16 protein-coding genes are annotated in these 16,343 nt (G+C 59.2%); 4 read left to right on the top strand and 12 right to left on the bottom strand.

The window, feature by feature from the left end; all coding sequences use genetic code 11:
- Nucleotides 1-4 precede the first annotated feature (4 nt).
- The 8 genes from J5W70_RS12460 to nadA form a co-directional block, all read right to left on the bottom strand.
- Nucleotides 5-316, bottom strand: a complete 312-nt coding sequence (locus J5W70_RS12460; RefSeq protein WP_022397389.1) for a ribonuclease III domain-containing protein — start codon at nucleotides 314-316, stop codon at nucleotides 5-7.
- On the bottom strand, nucleotides 313-1,122 hold the full coding sequence (locus J5W70_RS12455) for a hypothetical protein (RefSeq protein ID WP_022397388.1): 810 nt from the start codon (nucleotides 1,120-1,122) through the stop codon (nucleotides 313-315). The genes J5W70_RS12460 and J5W70_RS12455 overlap by 4 nt, the downstream gene beginning before the upstream one ends.
- A 35-nt stretch (nucleotides 1,123-1,157) precedes the next feature.
- The gene (locus J5W70_RS12450) at nucleotides 1,158-1,742 is read right to left on the bottom strand and encodes an NADH-quinone oxidoreductase subunit C (RefSeq protein WP_022397387.1); all 585 of its coding nucleotides are present in this window, start codon (nucleotides 1,740-1,742) and stop codon (nucleotides 1,158-1,160) included.
- Nucleotides 1,743-1,791: 49 nt separating this feature from the next.
- Nucleotides 1,792-2,373, bottom strand: coding sequence for an NADH-quinone oxidoreductase subunit NuoB (gene nuoB, locus J5W70_RS12445; protein ID WP_022397386.1), 582 nt, complete (start codon nucleotides 2,371-2,373; stop codon nucleotides 1,792-1,794).
- 447 nt (nucleotides 2,374-2,820) lie between these two features.
- Nucleotides 2,821-3,075, bottom strand: coding sequence for a hypothetical protein (locus J5W70_RS12440; protein WP_022397385.1), 255 nt, complete (start codon nucleotides 3,073-3,075; stop codon nucleotides 2,821-2,823).
- Nucleotides 3,076-3,314: 239 nt separating this feature from the next.
- Complete coding sequence (locus J5W70_RS12435; protein WP_022397384.1) at nucleotides 3,315-3,566, bottom strand: hypothetical protein; 252 nt, start codon at nucleotides 3,564-3,566, stop codon at nucleotides 3,315-3,317.
- A gap of 52 nt (nucleotides 3,567-3,618) precedes the next feature.
- Complete coding sequence (locus tag J5W70_RS12430; RefSeq protein ID WP_022397383.1) at nucleotides 3,619-4,617, bottom strand: SAM-dependent methyltransferase; 999 nt, start codon at nucleotides 4,615-4,617, stop codon at nucleotides 3,619-3,621.
- Nucleotides 4,618-4,633: 16 nt separating this feature from the next.
- Nucleotides 4,634-5,569 (bottom strand): quinolinate synthase NadA, encoded by a 936-nt coding sequence (gene nadA, locus J5W70_RS12425; RefSeq protein ID WP_022397382.1) that lies wholly within the window; start codon nucleotides 5,567-5,569, stop codon nucleotides 4,634-4,636.
- Nucleotides 5,570-5,680: 111 nt separating this feature from the next.
- On the opposite strand from nadA, the gene ffh reads away from it, so the two are divergent.
- The 3 genes from ffh (at nucleotide 5,681) to J5W70_RS12410 (ending at nucleotide 10,141) form a co-directional block, all read left to right on the top strand.
- On the top strand, nucleotides 5,681-7,120 hold the full coding sequence (gene ffh / locus J5W70_RS12420; protein WP_102721508.1) for a signal recognition particle protein: 1,440 nt from the start codon (nucleotides 5,681-5,683) through the stop codon (nucleotides 7,118-7,120).
- Nucleotides 7,121-7,350: 230 nt separating this feature from the next.
- Nucleotides 7,351-9,000, top strand: coding sequence for a beta-N-acetylhexosaminidase (locus J5W70_RS12415; RefSeq protein ID WP_022397380.1), 1,650 nt, complete (start codon nucleotides 7,351-7,353; stop codon nucleotides 8,998-9,000).
- A 382-nt stretch (nucleotides 9,001-9,382) separates the two neighbouring features.
- Nucleotides 9,383-10,141: a DUF3313 domain-containing protein gene (locus J5W70_RS12410; RefSeq protein ID WP_180971737.1), complete on the top strand. Its 759-nt coding sequence runs from the start codon at nucleotides 9,383-9,385 to the stop codon at nucleotides 10,139-10,141.
- 133 nt (nucleotides 10,142-10,274) lie between these two features.
- Here J5W70_RS12410 and J5W70_RS12405 read toward each other — a convergent pair whose 3' ends face one another.
- Complete coding sequence (locus tag J5W70_RS12405; RefSeq protein ID WP_022397378.1) at nucleotides 10,275-10,727, bottom strand: 6-pyruvoyl trahydropterin synthase family protein; 453 nt, start codon at nucleotides 10,725-10,727, stop codon at nucleotides 10,275-10,277.
- Nucleotides 10,728-10,900: 173 nt separating this feature from the next.
- Between J5W70_RS12405 and J5W70_RS12400 the strand changes: the two genes are divergently transcribed.
- A complete protein-coding gene (locus tag J5W70_RS12400) occupies nucleotides 10,901-11,437 on the top strand; it encodes a hypothetical protein (protein WP_022397377.1) in 537 nt (178 codons plus the stop codon).
- A 771-nt stretch (nucleotides 11,438-12,208) separates the two neighbouring features.
- Here the strand turns inward: J5W70_RS12400 and J5W70_RS12395 are convergent.
- From J5W70_RS12395 to J5W70_RS12385, 3 genes are all read right to left on the bottom strand, one after another.
- Entirely contained in the window at nucleotides 12,209-13,855 is a 1,647-nt protein-coding gene (locus tag J5W70_RS12395; RefSeq protein WP_022397376.1) for a fumarate hydratase, read from the bottom strand.
- A 48-nt stretch (nucleotides 13,856-13,903) separates the two neighbouring features.
- Nucleotides 13,904-15,490 carry a SecDF P1 head subdomain-containing protein gene (locus tag J5W70_RS12390; RefSeq protein WP_022397375.1) on the bottom strand — a complete coding sequence of 529 codons (1,587 nt, stop codon included), beginning with the start codon at nucleotides 15,488-15,490 and terminating at the stop codon, nucleotides 13,904-13,906.
- A gap of 292 nt (nucleotides 15,491-15,782) precedes the next feature.
- Nucleotides 15,783-16,283, bottom strand: coding sequence for a helix-turn-helix domain-containing protein (locus tag J5W70_RS12385; protein ID WP_102721513.1), 501 nt, complete (start codon nucleotides 16,281-16,283; stop codon nucleotides 15,783-15,785).
- Nucleotides 16,284-16,343: the final 60 nt, after the last annotated feature.

Below are 16,343 nucleotides of genomic sequence, written 5' to 3'. Positions count from 1 at the left end.
CAGGCTACCGGAGGGCTTTTCTGCGCAGGGTGTGCCAGCGTTCCTCCATGCGGGGCTTCAAATGATGCTCAATCCAGGCATAGGCCGCTTCCAGGCCTCCTGCCTTGAAGGTGCGGCCTATTTCCGCTTCCACGCCTGTGGCGTTGCCGGTGCGGCGCAGGAAATCATTGCTGGTGAATTCGATGAAAAGCTTTCCGTTGATCGCTCCTTCCTCCGCCAGAATCCATTCCCTGACGTACAGCGCCAGAATGGCGTCCCCTACCCATGCCTCCACGCGGAGGCGTTCTTCTGTGGCCTTGTCCATATGATGGTTCATGAAAATCTGGCAATGGCGGTTTTCCCTCCCAGCGGATCCTTGATGGGCGGCGGGGGCACACCGGGAGCCTGGTTCCCGGCGGGGGAGGCCGGCTGGCGGTTTTCCCGCGGAAGCTCCGGCAGGTTGTCCGTGGGGGTGGATGCGGGCGCGCCGGGCGCCGGGGGATTCTCCTTGCGGTCCTGCGGCGCGGGGGCGGCTCCCGGCGTAAGGGGCACGTCCAGCACCCTGTCCTGGGCCGCGCGGCGGTTGACCGCATCCTTGGCCTCCAGGGATTTGCGGAGCGCCGTCTCCGATTCCGAATTCCAGTACCCGGAATCCAGTTCAATGTAAATGTTGGAATAGGGGAGGGACGTCTTGGTCTTGATGACCAGCACGTTGAACTGCTTGGCGGCGTCTTCGATCAGGGAATTGATCGTGCGGCTCATCAATTCAAAATGCTGGCGTCCCGGAAGCATTTTATTGATATTATTGCGGTAGCGCTTGATGCCGGGGGCGTAATCCTCCGTAACGCTGCGCAATTCCGAGCTGATCATGATGCGGGGCACCACGTGGGCTTCCTCCTCCAGCATGTTCAGCACGTCCAGAAGCACTTCATCGGACGTCTTGTCGGAGACCATGGTCTTGATGCCGGCTCCCGTATAGGCCGGGAAGGAGGACTCCGCAATGACAATCCAGTTTCTGGCTCCCACGATCGCCAGGTTTTTATATAACTGGTCCTTCCATTCCCGCTCTGCCGGGTTGGCGTCCTGGCAGCCGCTGAGCAGGCTGATGATACATACGGGCAGGATGAGGGGGAGTCGGGTCATGGGAGGGACCCCGCCTTGCGGGGCTGGAAAATGGGCTAGAATTTATGGGACCGGGGTTCGCGGCAGGCGCTGGGGCAGCGGCCCTGTTCCGTGGCGAACGGCGCTCCCTGGGTGGGGGCCGCCTCCGTAAAGGCGACGCCCGGCAGTTCAGTAGGTACGCCCTGAACGGGGAAATCCTTTCGCAGGGGGAAATAAGGATAGCCTTCCCACATCAAAATGCGGCGCAAATCCGGGTGGCCGGAGAACTTGATGCCCATCAGGTCCCATACTTCACGCTCGTGCCAGTTGGCGGACTGGAAGATTTCCGTGACGCTGGGCACTTCCTCTCCGTCGTCCACCTTCGTCTTGAGGCTCAGGTTCACGCCCGTTTCCGCCTGCGTCAGCGTATAATTGACTTCAAAGCGGGGGCTTTCCCCCATGTTGTCCACGGAGCAGAGGTTCACCATCATGTCAAACCCGGCGGAATCCCGCAGCCAGCGGACTACGTCCGCCACGGCATGGCGCGCGACGGTCAGCGTGATGTCGCCCCGGAACTCGTAGCGGTCCGTGATGACGTCTTTCCCAAAGCGGTTCTGGGCGTTGTCTGCGGCGGTCTTGATCTGTGATTCTAGAGAAGGCATGGAGAAGAAATGGTAAAAGATGGAACGGAGTAAAACGGTCGGAAAAGGTTTATTCGAGAGGCATTTCCGTCTCGACCGGCACGGGGGCATTGGCTTCGCGCGGTTCCTCCTTCTTGAAGAACGTGCGTGCGGGCTGCTGGGTATCCAGCTTCTTGCGGAGGGTAAGCAGGGCTTCCAGGATGGCCTCCGGGCGGGGAGGGCAGCCGGAAATGTAAACGTCCACGGGAATAATCTTGTCCACGCCCTGGAGCACGGAATAGGAGCGGAACATGCCGCCGGTGGAGGCGCACGCGCCCATGGCGATGCACCACTTGGGCTCCGGCATCTGGTCCCAGATGCGGCGGACGGCCAGGGCCATCTTGTAGGTGACGGTGCCGGCCACGATCATCACGTCCGCCTGGCGGGGGGAAAAGCGCGTTACTTCCGAACCGAAGCGGGAAAGGTCATACCGGGAGCAGGCCACGGCCATGAACTCGATGGCGCAGCAGGAAAGCCCCATCGGCATGGGCCAGAGGGAATTTTTACGAATCCAGTTGATGGCGGCGTCCAGGGTGGTGTAGACAAAATTGCCTTCCGCGTTGGAGTCCAGTACTCCTGTTTCGTAAACATTCGGTTCGTTCGTGGTGACCATGATAACAGATGATTCTTGCTGAAGCCAGATTAGCGAGATGCCTTCAACTCTCAAGCCTTAATTTGGTTCAGCCATGATTTTCTGCGGCCTGTTCCGGCCCTGTTTTCCGGGTGCCCCGGAGCGGGGATGAATAAACCCGCACAGGGTTTCCCCCGTGCGGGTTTTTATCCAACTATATTACCTATGAAACTCAGAACTCCCCATAATGGGTGGCGGTCTCTCTACCTCCCGCCGCCCGGTTTGTTACTGATGCAGGTTAGAGTCCCGGGTGGGGGCTTGCGTTCAAAAAGGAGAAAATTTTTATGACAGGCCCATGGAAGGAAATACAGGATGCTTTGAGAATGAATGCATCATGTTTTTACTGCCCTGAAAGTGGAAATAGGGGGTAGACCCGGTTTCCCTGCAATGTTGGCGTGCAGGGTGCTTTTGGGAAGGAGGGAGGATGCTTTATCCTCGGTTATCCCTGTGCCGGGAGGAGCGGATGACAAGGTGCGCGACTAGCCAGAGGCTGAGGGCAATAGTGGCTAAAAGAGCCGGCATGCTTTCCGTGATCTCTCCTAACAACAGCACGGCCAGGTCCGCTCCCAGAAGAAGGATGCCCATGAAACGCCAGTACGGGGATTCCCCGTCATGTCTGGCGCGCGGGGAAAACTCTGCTCGAAGGGACGGGATATCCAGCAGAAAGGAAAGAAGGTCAAACATGGTTTTGTGAAAGGAGTTGGAAGGAGGAAGTTGGTGGATGAGCTTTGTTATCGGAAGGCCGGGATGTTATGGACTAACTTATTTACAAGGGCCGGGAGGCCCTTGTTCCCAAAAGCGCGGTCATGATAGGAAATCCGGGATGGGACAATTCCAATGACATGCATGAGAAGCGGTCGCCTGGGAACGAAGGCCTCCCGGCCTTCGTATCTAAACTTCCCCTAGGCATAACCACGGCAATTTTATTTATAGTCATGATTCCGGAGGGATTGGACAATAATATAAGCGATCAGCCAAAAGGCAAAGACCATGCCGAGAACAAGAGCCGCCATGCTGTTCATATGTATCCATAAGAGCAGAGATCCCATGACGATTGCCAGGAGAATAATACCCGTCCATTGACGCCTCCGGGATTGTTCGTCATCCCTGCCACTCCCGGGAGGTCCAATCAATGAGGATAAAATATCTTTCAAAAAATCGGAAAGATCGAACATAGGGGCACACAGGAAGTTTAACGATGCAAATTCGGGAAAGGAATGACGAACATTACAGCCGTTCCTGGATCAGCACGTGGAAATGGCCTCCTGCGCCGTGTTCGTCCGTCAGGAAGGCGTCCTGCGGCGTGTTCTCCGCGTAGGGGAGCAGGTAATCCCGCTGGGTCATCAGGGTGACCGTATCCCCCAGGCAGTTGCGGGAAAGCTCCAGCAGGTCCGTAAAATTCACGTCGCAGGTCAGGTCCGTGAGGCCGGGGTGCCGGTACAGTTCCTCCCCGGTCAGCACCTGGTGGCTTTTATACCCGCGCAGGGAACCCTGGGGGCGGCGGTAGTAAAGCCGCTCCATTTCGTCCCCGTAGTCGATGACCGTCATGACGCCCATGTTCCAGAGGGGCAGCCAGCCGGTGAACCAGCGTGCGTAGGAATCGTGAATCTCCAGACGCTGCCCCGGCTGGGAATCATATTCCAGCATGTGGGAGAAAAGCGGCTGTTGGCGGACGGGGCGCAGTTCCTCCCGCACGGCTCCGTCCTTTACGGTAAGCCCCACTTCCCGCCAGCCCTCTTCCGTGTACTCAAACACGCGGGCCGGGAAGGCGTCCACCAGCTCGTTGGAAAAAATGAAGGCTTTGCCGCCGCAGTGCTTCAGCGCCTTTTCCATGGTAGCATAAATTTTGGCCTGGCTTCCCAGCAGAAGGTGCTGGAATTCGCGCAGCCGGGGGGAGGACTCCACAATCACGTAATCCGTATTCAGGCGGTTCCAGAACCCCAGTTGTTCCAGAACCTTGACGGCCAGGGCTCCGGAGCCGGCGCCTATCTCCAGCAGGGGCAGCCGCCTGCCGCAGCGGGCGCAGGCCTCCTTCCAGCGTGCGGCGACGGCCTTTGCCAGAATGGGGGACAGCGTGGGAGTGGTGGAAAAATCCCCGCGGCTCCCGATGTTTTCAATGGAGGAGGAATAATACCCCTCCTGCGGGTGGTGCAGGGCCAGCTGCATGAAGGCTTCCAGGGAAAGCCAGCCGCCGGCGGCCGCGATGTGGTCGGAAAGGCGTATCATGCGGGGGAAAAATGGGTCAGGATTTGGACTGCTCCAGCATGCGCAGCAGCGGGGCTTCCGCCCTCTTGCGCAGGTCTTCCGGCAGCTCCAGGGCGGGGGAAAGGTCCCGGAGAGCCAAGTACAGTTTTTCCAGCGTATTCATCTTCATGTACGGGCAGGTGCTGCAGGAGCACTGCTCCGTGGGGGCGGGAATGAACTCCTTGCCCGGCACCAGCTTGCGCAGGCGGTGCAGGATGCCGGATTCCGTGACGATGATGAAGGATGAAGCCGGGCTTTCCGTGCAGTAGGGAATCATCTTCTCCGTGGAGCAGATGTGGTCAGCCAGCAGGCGCACGGCCTCCGTGCATTCCGGGTGCGCCACCACCAGTGCGCCGGGGTGCTTCTCCTTCAGGGCCAGAATCTGGTTCCGCGTAAATTCCATGTGCACGTGGCAGGCCCCGTTCCACAACTCCATGGGGCGTCCCAGCTGGCGGCCTACCCAGGCGCCCAGGTTCTGGTCCGGCACGAACAGGATGGGACGGTCCTCCGGAGCCTGGGAGACAATCTTCACGGCGTTCCCGGAGGTGACGATCACGTCCGCCAGAGCCTTCACGCCGATGGAGCAGTTCACATACGCCACCACGTAATAATTCCTGTCGGCGTTCTCTTTCAGGAAGGCTTCCAGTTCCCCGGCGTCGCAGGAGGCTTCCAGGGAGCAGCCGGCGTCCGCGTCCGGCAGGATGACGGTTTTGTCCGGATTGAGGATCTTGGCGGTCTCCGCCATGAAATGGACGCCGCAGAAGGCGATCACGTCGCAATCCGTATGCTGCGCCTTGTAGGCCAGCCCCAGGGAATCGCCCACGTAGTCGGCCATGTCCTGGATGTCCCCGGTCTGGTAGCTGTGCGCCAGAATGATGGCGTTGCGTTCTTTTTTCAGGCGTAAAATTTCCTCTTTCAGGTCAAAAGGTGCCATGCGGGAAAAGATGGGGGGAAGCCCCCGGCAAGTCAAGCATCATGTCCCATGCAGGGCGCACTTGTTGACGGGGGGCGGGAAATGTGGCACAGTCTGGCGCATCATACGATTATGTTTTCACTTTTAGCTGATAAACTGGATAACACGTTCCGGAAGCTGCGGGGCCTGGGCAAGATTTCTGAAAAGAACATTGCGGACGCCCTGCGGGACATCCGGCTGGCCTTGCTGGAAGCGGACGTGGAATTTGGCGTGGCCCGGGAATTCATCGGCCGCGTGAAGGAGCGGGCCATGGGGCAGGAAGTGCTCAAATCCATCAAGCCCGGGGAACAGATCGTCAAAATCTTCCGGGATGAAATCGCCGCCCTGCTGGGCGGAGACGCCGTGGGACTGGACCTGACGGACCCCGCCAGAATCATGGTAGTGGGCCTGAACGGCGCGGGCAAAACCACCACCAGCGCGAAGCTGGCCCTGCGCCTGAAAAACGAAGGGCGCCGCCCCCTGCTGGTGGCCTGCGACCTGGTGCGCCCCGCCGCCGTGGACCAGCTGGCCACGCTGGCGGCACAGATAGAAGTGCCCGTGTACAAGCCCGCTCCCGGCAGCCGGGACGTGGTGGCCGTGGCGCGTGAGGCCCTGGAATGGGCCCGGACCCAGAACGGGACCGTGATGATTTTTGACACGGCGGGCCGCCAGGAAGTGGACGAAGCCCTGATTGACGAGCTGCGCCACCTGCACGCCTTCCTCTCTCCGCGTGAAACCCTCCTGGTGGTGGACGCCGCCACGGGCCAGCAGGCCGTGAACGTGGCCCAGACCTTTGACCGGGCCGTGAACGTCACGGGCATTGTCCTGACCAAGTTGGACGGTGACGCCCGCGGGGGCGCGGCCCTCTCCATGCGCTCCGTGACGGGCAAGCCCATCAAATTCTCCGGCGAGGGGGAAAAGCTGGACCAGTTCGGCCCCTTCGTCCCCGGCCGCATGGCGGACCGCATCCTGGGCATGGGTGACATCGTGGGGCTGGTGGAGCATGCCGCCGCCCGCATTGACGAGGAACAGGCGGCCAAATCCATGGACCGCATGATGTCCGGCAAATTTGACTTTAACGACTTCCTGGACCAGATGAAGATGATGCAGAACCTGGGGCCGCTGGAAGGCCTGCTGGGCCTGCTCCCCGGCTTCGGCAAAATCAAGAAGCAGCTTCCGGACGGCGCGCTGGACCCCAAGAGGATGAAGCACATGGAAGCCATCGTGCTCTCCATGACGGCGAAGGAAAGGAGCAATCCCAACCTGCTGAACCCGTCCCGCCGCCGCCGCATTGCCGCCGGCTGCGGCCGCTCCCTGATGGAGGTGAACAAGCTCATCAAGAACTTTTCCGAAATGCGCAAGATGATGTCCGGCAAGGGCAAGATGGGCGCCATGATGAAACAGATGGGCGCCATGAAGGGGAAAGGGGGCAAGATGCCCGGCCTTCCCGGCATGGGCGGCGGTCTTGGCGGCCTGAAAGGCCTTGGTGGGCTTGGAGGAGGCCTGGGCGGTCTCTTTGGCGGACGCAAATAGGCGGAAACGGATTTAACCCGGGGCGCGGCGAACATGGCCGCGCCTTTTTTAAAGAAAGGGCGGGGAGCGCCGCAAACCCTTGCGCCGGCTGAAATGAATACATCCGTCAGGACGTCCTGTTCTTGGGAAAAAGAATTCACCGCCGCCCGCCTTTATCTTCCGTTCCCGCAGGGGCCTGCGGCGCTCCTCTTTTATTGAAAGAACGGAATGCTGCTCCCCGTACTCCCGGAATGATGAATAAGGGGCGTTTTTACCGGATGGCGGCGTGGCTGGCTCTGGCCGGGTTCCTGAACGCCGGCATGGCGGAAATGCTCCCGGCGGAGGATGTGCTGCTCCCCGCTCCTTCCGCATGCACGTCCGACCGGTCCGCCGTGGCGCATCTTCCGCTGCGGCTGGCGGTCTATGCTCCTGAAAAGGATGCTCCCGCAGTGGAAGCCATCCTGAATGTGCTCAACGCCCAGGGCGTCCTGTCCGGCCTCTCCATGACCCGTGACAGGGATTCGGCGGACGTGGTGTGTTCGGTGGAAGGAAACCCCGCGGGAACCGGAGAAGGATATGAGGCGCGTCTGGAAGGAGGCCGGGAAGGACGGGGTGTGCTGCATCTGAAAGCGGGGGCGCCCGCAGGCCTCTTCTACGCGTGGCAGAGCATGGTCCAGGTCCTGAACGCCAACCGGACCGGGGAAGGCTTCTCCGTGCCCGTCTTCTCCATCAGGGACGTCCCCCGTTTTGAATGGCGGGGCATCATGCTGGACGTATCCCGCCACTTTTTCACCATGGCGGAGGTCAAGCGCATGATTGACACCATGTCCCTCTTCAAGCTCAACCGGCTTCACCTGCACCTGACGGACGGCCCCGGCTGGCGGATGGAAATCAGGAAATACCCCCTTCTCACCTCCATGAGCGCGTGGCGCGTGCCGCTGGCCAATGGAGAATGGAACTGGCAGGAAGTGAAGCTGGCCATTCAGGAGCATGACCCGGAGGCCACCTACGGAGGTTTTTACACCCGGGAGCAGATGAGGGAAATCATTGCCTATGCCCGCAGCCGCCAGGTTACCATTGTGCCGGAAATAGACCTTCCCGGCCATTCCTATGCGGCCATGCATGCCTACGGGGACTTGATCTGCGACGGGGTGGACTTTCCCGTGGAAGGGAAAAAAGGCCGGGACGCCGTCTGCATGGGGCGTCCGGAAACGCTCCGCTTCGTAAAAGACGTGGTGGATGAACTCAAGGCCGTCTTCCCGCCCGGCTCCCCCATTCATCTGGGCCATGACGAGGTATCCGCGGAAGCATGGAAAAAATGCAGGTACTGCCAGAACCGTTTGAAAGACCTGAACGAGACGGATCTCAAGGCCCTGAGCCGGGACTTCCTGCAGCAAATTGCGGACTACGTGCGGAAAGACGGTTATGACGCCATCGTCTGGGATGAGGCAGGGGAACTGGAGGCGGACAAACACATCTTCGTCATGGCATGGCGCGGCAATGACTTTGCCGCGGCGGCGGTCAGAAAGGGGCATCCCGTCATCCTGGCCCCGTGCTCCCACTTCTACTTTGACTACTACCAGTCTTCTGCCCCCACGGAACCGAAGGCCATCGGGGGCCTCATACCGCTCAGGCAGGTGTACGGCTATGAACTGCCGGAGCTGTCCCCGGAGGAAGCCTCCAAGGTGCGCGGCCTCCAGGCCAATATCTGGACGGAATACCTGTACGACATGGGGCTGGTGGAATACATGGCGTGGCCCCGCGCCCTGGCGCTGGCCGAACGGGCCTGGAGCGACTGCGACCCGCGGGACTATAAATCCTTCCGCAGCCGTGCCGCCCTGGCTCTGAAGCTTCTGGAAAAACTGGCCGTGAAATACCGTCCCATGGATGAAGAGGATTAAGGCCCCTCCCGGGTGGCCGTTCCTTTAAAAGGGTTTTCATGGACCTGCCGCGCCTTTTCCTTTTGGCATTCCCGGACGGCTCCGTTCTCGCGAACGGTAACAGGGAAAACAGGCCGGAGGCCCCTGTCTCCTCCCGTGCGCTTCTGATAAAAAGTTCCCACCCTTGTCAACATCCCTGCCGGGATATTTCCGGATGCAGGGAGGGGAATTTCCTTCCGTTTCCGTTCTTCCTGACCGGGGGGATGCCGGAAATCTGCGTTCCCTCTCCTGCCGCCTCAACGAGGAAGGCGCCGGTTTCCGCTCTTGAGCGGTTTGTTTCCTGGGTTTTATTGACAGCGGATGCCGGGTCATGTATGAAATGACTCTAGCTGATTGCCTGTTTATGAAGAAACACCGGTTCCTGTTCCTCGCTTCCCTGATGGCGCTCGTGCTGCTTGGCGGCATGGCGGTAGTGGCTTGTTCCAATAACTTCAAGCATGTGCCCCGGACGGGCTTCGTGACTCATCAGGTAAAAAATTGCGACTCCCATATCCCGTTTGATGCCTACTGGAATGCTGATGATAAAAAAATCTGGAATGACAAGGTAAACGGCGTGGACGGCAAAAAAGTCCTGATGGCCGTCGTTCCGGTGGATACGGTGCACATGGATGTGAGGCCGGATACCGCGGAAGGATTTGATGCCCTGCACCGTCTGGCGGAATACTTCCGGAAGAGCGTCACGGCCAGCATGGAAAAGGAAGTTGCGGAAAATCCGCACTTTGAGATGGTGCCTCCGGGAACCAGGGGGGCCTATACGCTGGAGCTCGCCATCATCTCCATCACGCCCACGAACGCCAAAGCCGGCATTTTTGTCACGGCGTTGAGCGGCATCAAGGGGGGCGGCCTGGTCAAGCGGTTCATCAAAAAGGGCCACATCGCCATGGCGGGACGCCTGCGGGATGAGGACGGACGCATCGTTTCCGAATTTGCGGACTACGAGGAAGACCACAGCGCCCTGCTGGGCGTGGATACCAAGGATTTTAAAAAATACGCCCACCACCAGCGCACCATTGACGAATGGGCCCGTGAAATTACGGATGTGTATTCCTCTACGTACGGGCACTGGACGCAGAAGCGCATGATCTCATTCAACCCCTTTTAAGGGATAAGCCTCCGCAGACCGTATGCGGGGGAATTGCCCGGCAACCGGGTAACCGTCCTGAAAGGAGAACCGTGAAATGCGGTTGAAACGGCATTCCCGGCGGAACGCGTGGCGGAAGGAATAGCCCGCGCTTCTATTCTCCGTATTCCGCCCAGGAACTGCTGGTCTCCCACACGCGCACGCGTTCCAGGGTGACGCAGTCCCGCACGGGGTATTCGCCGGAACCTTCCCTGGCCTTTTCCAGCGCATGCCGGGCGAAGTTGAAAATGGTGCGGGCCATTACCTCGCTGGTGGGGTCCTCCCGGTCAAACGGAATGATGCGCTCCCCGTACGCGGCCACGAAGGCGGCGTAATTGGGGTCATCCGTATTCACGCACAGGGAATGGTCAAACTGCTGTAGAAAATCCCCCATCATCTGCTTGATGGCCTTGAAATCCACCACCATGTCGTTGGCGTCCAGCGTATCCGCCCGGAACACCATCTCCACGGAACGCGTATGGCCATGGGGGAATTTGCAGTTGCCGGGGTGCTTGGACAGAAGGTGCCCGCTTTCCAGTTCAATGGATTTGCAGATTCGGTAGGCCATGAAGGCAGGATAGCGTGGGAAGGGGCGGGGGGCAATCCCAATCAGAGTCTGCCTGCGGTCCGGTTCTCTGTGTGCGGAACGGGGTTCGTAACGGATTCTGCCGGCCGTGGGCGGCTTTTCCTTGCGGGCGGCTGTGATTTCTGGCAACCTTCGGAAAACCAGACTCTTGCCCTATGGCCTATCTTTCATGGTCCTTCCTGAAAATGGGAGAAAAATCGGATCGCAGGACAAGCCTCCTTTTCCTGCTCATGGCGGGCATTCCCATCATTTTTACCGCCTTCTTCGTCTTCATGCTGGGGGCGGCCACGGTCTGGTACGCCTGGCCTGTTCTGCTGCCGATGCTTCTCCTCCTCTATCTCCCCTTCGCCCTGCGGAAGGAAAAGGTGCAGAGCGTCCATTCCAGGAATATCCTCTTTGGCCGGGACCCGCTGACAGTCGTCTTCAGGCCGGTGGTGAGGAACTGGGTATATGCCGTTTATGCCGTGCTTCCGGCGTTGCCCCTCCTGTTTTCTGGTTGGAAAATGCCCCTGGACAGTCTCGGGAACGGAAGGAATCTGGCGGAATTCTTCCTGATGTGGATATCCCTGTATGCCGTCTTCACGGTGCTGACGGTTTTCCTGGGAAAGGCACGGTATTTGAAGCCGGGCAGGCTGCTGCTGGCCGCTGGCGCCAATCTGGCGCTGATGCTGCTTTATTCCCTGCTTGCGTGAAGCGGGCGCACTGTGTATCCGGCGTGTTCTCCGGCCTTCCCGTGGACGGGGGCTTTTCCGTGGCGCTTGCTGCAATGGGGGAACCGCGTTGCCCTGCCAGCCTGGCGGCCATCTCCGGAGTTGTTGGAATGGACGTGCTCTATTGCCGTTCTTTCCCTGAAACGCCCGCCCCGGGCATGGGAGAATGGCGCGGAAAGACAGGAATACTCTCCGGGACGGGGAAATTTGCTGAAATTGAAAATCTTGAAATAATATTGTTTTTCTGTAAAATCTCCGCGCCGGGTTGATCCCGGATTAAGAAAAGGAGGTGTACCATGTGAATGACTGTATCATACTAACCAGGCTGATTGAGTTACTCATTGTAATGTTCAGCTAACGAAAAGCCCCGTCCTGTAGCAGCAGGACGGGGCGATTTATTAGAGGTAAATGTGATTTGTATGATACTAACCGGAGCCACTATGAAAAATTTCCATAAATAGTCAAGCGGGAAAAACTTCCGGCAATGTCTTACAAACGGTTTTTTAAAGGCTGGAGATTCTCCCTGTAACGGGTGGCGGATTCCACCTGTTTATATCTGCGCTTCTTCCTCCTTCCGGATTTAATGAATGCTTGAAACGGCAGGCCGGGGATATTCGGAAGAATCTACCCAAAAGCTCAAGGGAAAAAGGAGGGGAGATAAAACGAGTTTTCCCGTAAAGGACCGTAAAAAATCCCTGTTCCGCGCGGCATGGCGGAACAGGGAGAAAAAATCCGGCGCTCTGTCCGGGCGGCTTAATGGGCGCAGCCGGCGCAGGCCCAGCCTTCGCGGATCTTCGCGAAGAAATCGTTGCCCTTGTCGTCCACCAGAATGAAGGCGGGGAAGTCCTCCACCTCAATCTTCCAGATGGCTTCCATGCCCAGTTCCGGGTATTCCAGCAGTTCCACCTTCCTGATGTTATTCTTGGCCAGGATGGCGGCGGGACCGCCGATGGAACCCAGGTAAAAGCCGCCGTGCTTCTGGCAGGCGTCCGTCACCTGCTGGCTGCGGTTGCCCTTGGCGATCATGATCATGGAGCCGCCGTTTTCCTGGAACAGGTCCACGTAGGAATCCATGCGCCCCGCGGTGGTAGGGCCGAAGGAGCCGGAGGGATACCCTTCCGGGGTCTTGGCCGGACCGGCGTAGTACACGGGGTGGTCCTTCATGTACTGGGGCATGCCTTCACCCTTCTCCAGGCGTTCCTTCAGCTTGGCGTGGGCGATGTCGCGCGCCACGATGATGGTGCCGTTCAGGCTCAGGCGCGTGGTGACGGGGTACTTGCTCAGTTCCGCCAGCACTTCCTTCATCGGGCGGTTCAGGTCAATGGAGACGGCCTCGCTGGAGGTCATGCGCAGCGCTTCCGGAATGTACTGTCCGGGATTGGTTTCCAGCTGTTCAATGAAGATGCCTTCCGGCGTGATCTTGGCCTTCGCGTTGCGGTCCGCGGAGCAGGAGACGCCCAGGCCCACCGGGCAGGAGGCTCCGTGGCGGGGCAGGCGGATGACGCGCACGTCCAGCGCGTACCACTTGCCGCCGAACTGGGCGCCCAGGCCCAGCTTGCAGGCTTCCTCATGCAGTTCCTTTTCCAGCTCCAGGTCGCGGAAGGCGCGTCCGTACTCGTTGCCCGTGGTCGGAAGGTTGTCGTAATACTTGGTGGAAGCCATCTTCACGGTTTTCAGGCACTTTTCCGCGGATGTGCCGCCGATGACGAAGGCGATGTGGTAGGGCGGGCAGGCCGCCGTGCCCAGCGTGCTCATCTTCTCCACCAGGAACTTCTTCAGCGTGGCCGGATTCAGCAGGGCCTTCGTTTCCTGGTAAAGGTAGGTCTTGTTGGCGGAGCCGCCGCCCTTGGCGACGAAGAGGAAGGAGTACTTCATGCCTTCCACGGCTTCAATGTCAATCTGCGCGGGCAGGTTGGTGCCGGTGTTCTTCTCCGTATACATGTCCAGCGCCACGGTCTGGGAATAGCGCAGGTTGTTCTGGGTGTAGGCGTCGTAAACGCCGTGGGAAAGCTGTTCGCAGTCGTCGCAGCCGGTCCAGACCTGCTGTCCCTTCTTGCCCACGATGGTGGCGGTGCCCGTGTCCTGGCAGAAGGGCAGGATTCCGGCGGAAGCCACTTCCGCGTTGCGGAGCATCGTCAGGGCCACGCTCTTGTCATTGGCGCTGGCTTCCGGGTCGTCCAGAATGGCGGCCACCTGCTTCAGGTGGGCGGGGCGCAGGAAAAAGGCCACGTCATGGAAGGCTTCCGCGGCCAGCAGGCGCAGGCCCTCCGGTTCCACCTTCAGCATGGGGTGTCCTTCAAAGTCACCCACGCTCACGTAGTCGGACGTGATGAGGCGGTACTGGGTGTCGTCCTTTTCAATGGGAAAAGGATCCTGGTAATGAAAATCCGGTGTTGCCATAACGGGAGGCAATATAGCGGAGCGCCGCCCCCGGTTCGAGCAAAAAAATCAGGGGCGGTTCAGGCCCGAATCAATCATTAAAAAAGGCTTCTGTTCGCCCAGCGTACGGAAAGGAACGCAGTTTTTAAAGAACCACGGGCTGACGGAAAACAGCATATCCCTGAAGACGTGATACAGGAATTCCCGGTGCATGCGCCGTTCCTCTTCCGGAGTGAGGATGTAAATGACGGAAATGGGCTGAATGAATGTGATCACGGGGATTCCCCACATCTGCAGCAAGCTGTCTCTGATCTTGAACATCTGGTGAACCTTCCCCTGAAAGACAATCGCCACGGCCACGGTTCCCGCAGGGCTTGCGTCCATGAAGGCATGCATTTTTTCCCATGCACGGGGCAGCAGTTGGCAGGTAATCGTGCCGTCCTGCTCCCGTGCCGCGTACCGGATATCCTCCGGGCCGATCAGGGATTCCGGCCGGATAAAGGCCCAGGATGGAACAGGCTCCGGGAAATCAGGGCGGGTGTAGGGGATGGAGCGGAACCCGCTTTTCAGATGAATGGTTTTCCCTTGCCGGAGTTCCGGGAGGAACCGCTGTTCCAGCTCCGTGCTGCGGGGATGCACGGGATAAACGGCCAGCTTCTTTTTCACCTTCCTCTGCTGTTGTTCCGTGAGCGGCGGAAACTGGGTATTGATGGCCGCGCAGAGGGCATCCAGCTGGCGGTCATCTCCCGGCACGGGAATGAGGGTGGCGTGGGAAGGCATTTTATGGAATACGGGCGTAGACAGGATGGCGCCGCGCAGGACCACGGCCATTCTGTCCTTGCCGGGCCGGAGGGCGGCGCAGGCCTGTTCCAGGTTCCTGTACGCTTCTTCATTCCAAACGATGTCCAGATGCCCCGGATAATCCAGATTGGGGCGTGCGGACTGGGCGTAATCCCCGGTGACGATGGGGGCGTTCCCCAGAAACAGGTATTCCTTCTCCGCGTCTTTTTCTTCCTCCGCGCCCGGGCGGCTCCAGAGCCGGTAGCCCGGTACGGAAAGCGTCCCTTCTTCCACCAGCCGGGCGTTCTCCGGATGGATGGCGTACAGGGCCAGATCACGCGGAATGAAAGGGGTGGTTTTCCCCGTGGCGGCCCGGTGGTTGAGCAGTTCCGCCAAGTTGGCGGCTTCATTCTCCCCGTCCAGTCCGGAAATTTCAAAAGCACGGGAAATAATGGCCTGAACCACCGGGGCCGAATTGACTTTTCCCTGAACGACGACAGCCAGCCTGTCATGTCCCAGCCTCATGGCGGATGTAGCCGTTTTCATGGCCCTCCCTCCCGGCGTGTTCAGGGTGATGTTGAGATGCTCCGGTCTGCTCGGATCGACGCCTGCCCGTTCCACCTCCGCCTCCGTAATGACCGGTTCATCTTTCAGGAACAGACGTTCCCGCTGCATCTTTCCGTGGCGGTCGCGGAATTCATACACATAAGGCGTGTATCCTTCCGGAACCGGTTTTCCTTCCCGGTCCAGCTCCAGGCTGTCCGGATGCACCATCCTGACGGCAATGGAGGGAACGGCCGGCGGAGCCGCCTCCGCACGGGCGGAAAGCGGGAGCCAGAAGGCGGAAATGAACAGCAGGCAGAGTAGTTGTCTCATGGTCAATATGATAGAACCCCTCTAACACGTCAGGCAAGAAAAAAGAGCGGACGGGAGCGGCGCAAGCCCCTGCGGTAATTAATATCCCCATCGTGCCCTGCGGATACGCGTATTTTAAATCGTTTGCGGAAACCCATCCCGGTTTCAGTTGCCGCAAGTGTTTGAGCCGTTCCCGGGGCCTTGACAGGAAAATCCCCCGGAACCGCAGGGAGCCGGGGGATTTCAGCCGAAGAGGGGCTCAGCGGGAGGGCGGTGTCCCTGCACGGGGCGCGCCTGCCATATCCGCCATGGGTTATTGCCGCGGCTTGCGGCGGGGAGAAGAAGGTTCGGAGAATGAGGAACTGGAAGAGGAGGAAGGCCTGGGAGCGCCGTACTCCTCCGGAATTTCCGCTGCCAGAGGGATGTCGTTCGGGAGGCTGCTTTCGTCGTCGTAATAATTCTTCATCCTCTTCTGGGCGTCCTTGATCAGGGTGGCTTCCGCCCATTCCTCCACCGTCATGTTGTCTCTTCTGGCGGCTTCTTCGATGAGTTTGTAATCCTCGGCGCTCAGCATGACGGCGAAGGGTTTCCAATGGGCTCTTGCCGCCTCCTTCAGTTTTTTCTCCCTTTCCGTCTTTTCCATCATGAGCCGGATGAGAGCTTCCTTGTCTTTGGGAATGGCTACCTTGGCAAGCCAGTTGCGGACCGTGTTGGGAGACACGAAGCATTCCTCCGCAAAATCATTGCGGGAGATGTTCTGCTGTTTCAGCCAAGCCTTGATCTGCACTTTGAGTTCATCCTGATTCTCACTCATGCATATCTTTGTAACGAAAATGGTGCGATTTTTCAACCTTTTTTGCATAATATCATTTTA

Source organism: Akkermansia massiliensis, from assembly GCF_018847375.1.
In the GTDB taxonomy this organism is placed as follows: domain Bacteria; phylum Verrucomicrobiota; class Verrucomicrobiia; order Verrucomicrobiales; family Akkermansiaceae; genus Akkermansia; species Akkermansia massiliensis.
This window is presented reverse-complemented; position numbering and strand designations above follow the sequence as displayed.

Excerpts from the sequence above, each read along its gene's own strand:
- J5W70_RS12460 (WP_022397389.1), bottom strand. The coding sequence starts at position 316 with ATGAACCATCATATGGACAAGGCCACAGAAGAACGCCTCCGCGTGGAG.
- J5W70_RS12455 (WP_022397388.1), bottom strand. The coding sequence starts at position 1,122 with ATGACCCGACTCCCCCTCATCCTGCCCGTATGTATCATCAGCCTGCTC.
- J5W70_RS12450 (WP_022397387.1), bottom strand. The coding sequence starts at position 1,742 with ATGCCTTCTCTAGAATCACAGATCAAGACCGCCGCAGACAACGCCCAG.
- nuoB (WP_022397386.1), bottom strand. The coding sequence starts at position 2,373 with ATGGTCACCACGAACGAACCGAATGTTTACGAAACAGGAGTACTGGAC.
- J5W70_RS12440 (WP_022397385.1), bottom strand. The coding sequence starts at position 3,075 with ATGTTTGACCTTCTTTCCTTTCTGCTGGATATCCCGTCCCTTCGAGCA.
- J5W70_RS12435 (WP_022397384.1), bottom strand. The coding sequence starts at position 3,566 with ATGTTCGATCTTTCCGATTTTTTGAAAGATATTTTATCCTCATTGATT.
- J5W70_RS12430 (WP_022397383.1), bottom strand. The coding sequence starts at position 4,617 with ATGATACGCCTTTCCGACCACATCGCGGCCGCCGGCGGCTGGCTTTCC.
- nadA (WP_022397382.1), bottom strand. The coding sequence starts at position 5,569 with ATGGCACCTTTTGACCTGAAAGAGGAAATTTTACGCCTGAAAAAAGAA.
- ffh (WP_102721508.1), top strand. The coding sequence starts at position 5,681 with ATGTTTTCACTTTTAGCTGATAAACTGGATAACACGTTCCGGAAGCTG.
- J5W70_RS12415 (WP_022397380.1), top strand. The coding sequence starts at position 7,351 with ATGATGAATAAGGGGCGTTTTTACCGGATGGCGGCGTGGCTGGCTCTG.
- J5W70_RS12410 (WP_180971737.1), top strand. The coding sequence starts at position 9,383 with ATGAAGAAACACCGGTTCCTGTTCCTCGCTTCCCTGATGGCGCTCGTG.
- J5W70_RS12405 (WP_022397378.1), bottom strand. The coding sequence starts at position 10,727 with ATGGCCTACCGAATCTGCAAATCCATTGAACTGGAAAGCGGGCACCTT.
- J5W70_RS12400 (WP_022397377.1), top strand. The coding sequence starts at position 10,901 with ATGGCCTATCTTTCATGGTCCTTCCTGAAAATGGGAGAAAAATCGGAT.
- J5W70_RS12395 (WP_022397376.1), bottom strand. The coding sequence starts at position 13,855 with ATGGCAACACCGGATTTTCATTACCAGGATCCTTTTCCCATTGAAAAG.
- J5W70_RS12390 (WP_022397375.1), bottom strand. The coding sequence starts at position 15,490 with ATGAGACAACTACTCTGCCTGCTGTTCATTTCCGCCTTCTGGCTCCCG.
- J5W70_RS12385 (WP_102721513.1), bottom strand. The coding sequence starts at position 16,283 with ATGAGTGAGAATCAGGATGAACTCAAAGTGCAGATCAAGGCTTGGCTG.